At 70.4% G+C, this 3,794-nt stretch carries 5 protein-coding genes; 2 read left to right on the forward strand and 3 right to left on the reverse strand.

Features of this window, described 5'->3' with window-relative positions; translation table 11 throughout:
• Together ACE3P2_RS15160 and ACE3P2_RS15165 are read left to right on the forward strand one after the other, a co-directional pair.
• The coding region (locus tag ACE3P2_RS15160; protein ID WP_374265925.1) for a hypothetical protein at positions 1–649 on the forward strand (649 nt) is incomplete at its 5' end.
• The gene (locus tag ACE3P2_RS15165) at positions 646–2,211 is read left to right on the forward strand and encodes a diguanylate cyclase (RefSeq protein ID WP_374265927.1); all 1,566 of its coding nucleotides are present in this window, start codon (positions 646–648) and stop codon (positions 2,209–2,211) included. The genes ACE3P2_RS15160 and ACE3P2_RS15165, both read left to right, overlap by 4 nt.
• Positions 2,212–2,298: 87 nt before the next feature.
• On the opposite strand, the gene ACE3P2_RS15170 is transcribed toward ACE3P2_RS15165, so the two are convergent.
• The 3 genes from ACE3P2_RS15170 to ACE3P2_RS15180 all read right to left on the reverse strand — a co-directional run.
• Positions 2,299–2,724 carry an ExbD/TolR family protein gene (locus tag ACE3P2_RS15170; RefSeq protein ID WP_374265929.1) on the reverse strand — a complete coding sequence of 142 codons (426 nt, stop codon included), beginning with the start codon at positions 2,722–2,724 and terminating at the stop codon, positions 2,299–2,301.
• Entirely contained in the window at positions 2,724–3,449 is a 726-nt protein-coding gene (locus ACE3P2_RS15175; RefSeq protein WP_374265931.1) for a MotA/TolQ/ExbB proton channel family protein, read from the reverse strand. The genes ACE3P2_RS15170 and ACE3P2_RS15175 overlap by 1 nt, the downstream gene beginning before the upstream one ends.
• Positions 3,450–3,460: 11 nt before the next feature.
• Positions 3,461–3,794 (reverse strand): energy transducer TonB (locus ACE3P2_RS15180; RefSeq protein WP_374265933.1); only part of this gene is annotated, 334 nt, incomplete at its 5' end.

Below are 3,794 nucleotides of genomic sequence, written 5' to 3' on the forward strand. Positions count from 1 at the left end.
GACGACTGCCACCCCCTCCGCCACCGATCCCGTCAAGCCCGCCGGCAAACCGGCGGTGGGGCTCGCCGATGCGCTGGCCCCGGCGCCGGGCACCACCGCCCGTGCGCCGGGGGGCCTCGACGTACCGGCCGAGGCGCCGCGCTTCGTCGGCGACGTGTCGGGCGGTGGCGCGGTACGGCGCTTCGCCACCGATGCGTCGCTGGTCAAGATCAACCGCGCCCAGATCACCCTGACCCTCGGCGCGGGCTCGGAAGGCCCGCTGATGGAATTCATGCTCGGCAGCGACGACAAGCGCACCGCCGCCAGCGCGGCCAGCGCCCGCCAGGCCAGCGTCGAGAAGGCCAAGCTGCCGCCCCTCGACGACGACGCCTACGCCGACGTGCGGGTGGTGCTCAACGCCGCCGAGCTGTCGGGCATCGCGCTGTCGGTGGGGGCGGTGTGGTGGGCCACCCGCGCCGGCGGCCTGGTCGCCAGCCTGCTGATGGCGGCCCCGGCCTGGCGCACCTTCGATCCGCTGCCGGTGCTCGGCCCGCAGGACGAGGAGGAGGGCGGCGACTGGGGCGAAACGATGGATGACGAAATGGAAAAAGACGAAATGGCCGCTGCCGACGTGTTCGACGACCGCGACGTGACGAGGGGCGGCGCGTGAAGCTCGAACTGCCGACCCTCAACCCCGTCGCGCGGATCTCCCTCGGCCTGGTGGCCCTGCTGCTGTCGCTGCTGATGGCGGCCGACCTGGCCTTCGGACTGATCCCCGACCGGGCCGAGCTGGCCCGTCAGGTGCGCCAGCAGATCAGCGAAAGCCTCGCCGTGCAGGTGGCCACCCTGATCCAGTCCGGCGACATGAAGACCCTGCAGCTCACCCTGGCCGAGGTGCGCGGGCGCAACAAGGCGCTGCGCTCGGTGGCGGTGCGCCAGGACGGCGTCGGCGTCGTGGCCCAGGCGGGCGACCACGCCGCGTCCTGGCATCCGCCCGAGGACGGCTCGTCGACCCTCTCCCAGCTGCGGGTGCCGGTGCTCTCCGACGGCAAGCCCTGGGGCGAGGTCGAGCTGGCCTTCCACTCGGTGCTGCCCGAAACCGTCGTCGAATGGCTCACCTACCCGACGCTGCTGGCCTTGCTGTGCATCGGCCTCGGCAGCTTCCTGGCGTTCTACCTCTACCTGCGCCGGGTGCTCGAATACCTCGATCCGGCGAAGGCGATTCCCGACCGCGTGCGCACCGCCTTCGACACCCTGGCCGAAGGGGTGATGGTGCTCGACAAGCAGGGCCGTGTGGTGCTCGCCAACAAAGCCCTGCGCAGCTTCCACCCGGCTGCCCAAGAGGACATGACTGGCCGTCCGGTGGCCGAGCTGACCTGGCTGGTGGAAGGTTTTCACGTCACGCCCGAGCACCCGTATCCCTGGGTCAGGGCCATGGAGCGTCGCACCAACAGCGACGACGAGACCCTGGAGATCGCCCGCCCCGGCGAGGAGGAGCCGCTGCGCGCCATCGTCGGCTGCTCGCCGATTCTCGACGGCCACGGCCGCCTGCGGGGTTGCCTCGTCAACTTCGCCGACGTGACGATGCTCCACCGCATCAACGACCAACTGCTCGGCACGCTGGTGGATCTGGAAGCCTCGAAGGAGGAAATCCGCCGCCAGAACGAGGAGCTGCACCGTCTCGCCACCCGCGACCCGATGACCGGCTGCCTCAACCGCCGAGCCTTCTTCGGCGCGGCCGATCCGCTTTACGCCGAACTCCAGGCGGCCGGCGAGGAGGTGTGCTGCATCATGACCGACATCGACCACTTCAAGTCCTTCAACGACCGCTACGGCCACGCGGTGGGCGATCTGGTCATCAAGTCGGTGGCCAAGTGCCTGGGCACCGACCTGCGCGAAGTGGACATGCTGTGCCGTTACGGCGGCGAGGAGTTCTGCATCATGCTGCCCCGCGCCACGCCCGAGCAGGCCTTCGACGTGGCCGAGCGCCTGCGCGCGCTGATCGAGAGCAACGCCGGCGCCGCGATCCGCGACATTCCGGGCATCCGCATCACTTCGAGCTTCGGCGTCGCGTCGATCCGCAACGGCGCCAAGGACCCGGCCGAACTCATCGATCAGGCCGACAATGCGCTCTACCAGTCGAAGCAGACCGGCCGCAACCGCGTCTCGCTGTGGGCCGGCGAGCGCTCGGTGGGCGCCGACGCCGGGGTGCCGGAGAGCGCGCACCACTGAGCGTCGCGGGCGACCCATGCACGAGGCCGGAGCGGGGCGATCCCCGGTCCGGCCTCTTCTTTTTGGGGCGACAGGCGTCGCCCGGGCTTATTGCGCTCGCCCCGGCTCGGTGACGAACGCGACCTTGCCGAGCCCGTTGCGGCTGGCGGCGGCGAGCAGCCGGGCCACGTGGTCGTACTCGGCGTGACGATCCACCTGCAGGTGCAGCTCGGGCTGCGGCTGCCGCGCCGCGCTGGCGGCGAGGCGGGATTCGAGCGCGTCGGCGTCGAGGGATTCGCCGTTCCAGGCCAGCGAGCCGTCGGCGCGCACCGACACCTGCACCTTCTCGGGCTTGATCTCCTGGGGCTGACTGCTGGCCTTGGGCAGGTCGAGCTTCACGGCGTGGTTGATGACCGGCACGGTGATGATGAAGATGATGAGCAGCACCAGCATCACGTCCACCAGCGGCGTCATGTTGATCTCGGACATCACCTCGCCTTCGTCGCCACCGAAATCGTGGGTCTGGAAGCTCATCACGCCTCCTTGCGGCTGGGCAGCGGATGCACGCTGGAGCCGTGCTTGCGCACCTTGCCGCCGGTGACGAGGTAGGCGTGCAGATCGTGGGCGAAGTGCTTGAGGCGGCCCAGGATTTCCTTGTTGCCGCGCACCAGGGCGTTGTAGCCGAGCACGGCCGGAATCGCCACCGCGAGGCCGCCGGCGGTCATCACCAGTGCTTCGCCCACCGGGCCGGCGACCTGGTCGAGGGTCGCCTGCCCGGCGGCGCCGATGCCCACCAGGGCGTGGTAGATGCCCCACACCGTGCCGAACAGCCCGACGAAGGGCGCCGTGCTGCCGACCGAGGCGAGAATCGACAGACCGGATTGAAGGCGCCCGGTGGTGTCGTCGATGGACTGGCGCAGCGTGCTGGTGAGCCAGTCGTTGAGGCCCAGCACGCCATGCAGCTCGTCCCGGTGGCTGGCGTGGTGGCCGACGGCCTCGGTGCCGCGGCTGGCGAGATCGTGGAAGGGATTGTCGGCCGTTGCGGGCGCCAGCGCAGTCATGCCCGCCTCGAAGCTGGTGGCGTGCCAGAAGGCTTTGGCGCCGGCGCTCATGCGGCGCAGCTGGACGAGGTTCCACGCCTTGACGAGCATCACCGACCAGGAGGCCAGCGACATGAGGATGAGCATCACGGCCACGGCGTGGGAGACGCCGTCGCCCTGGGCCCAGATGCGGGCCAGGCTGAAAGTGGTATCGGTCATGGGTTTGCCTTTCAGGAAGCGGAAGAGAGGGTGAAGTCGATTGGAACCTTGACCGCGCCGGCCACCGGCTGGTCGCCCTGACGCGCAGGCACGAAACGCCAGCTGCGCAGCACGGTCTCGCGGGCGATGTCGTCGAGGCGGTCGTAGCCGCTGCTCCTGACCACGCTCACGTCGGTCGGGCGGCCGTCGGCGCCCACCTGAACGCGCAGCAGCACGCGGCCTTCCTCGCCCATCTTGCGCGAGGCCGAGGGGTAGGGCGGCGCCGGGTTGGAAAGGTAGGCCGCGTCGAAGCGTGGCGGCGTCACGGCCGCCGGGGTGGGGGCGTGGACGGCCGGCGCCGGCGCC

It is taken from the genome of Zoogloea sp. (genome assembly GCF_041911615.1).
Classification (GTDB): Bacteria; Pseudomonadota; Gammaproteobacteria; order Burkholderiales; family Rhodocyclaceae; genus Zoogloea.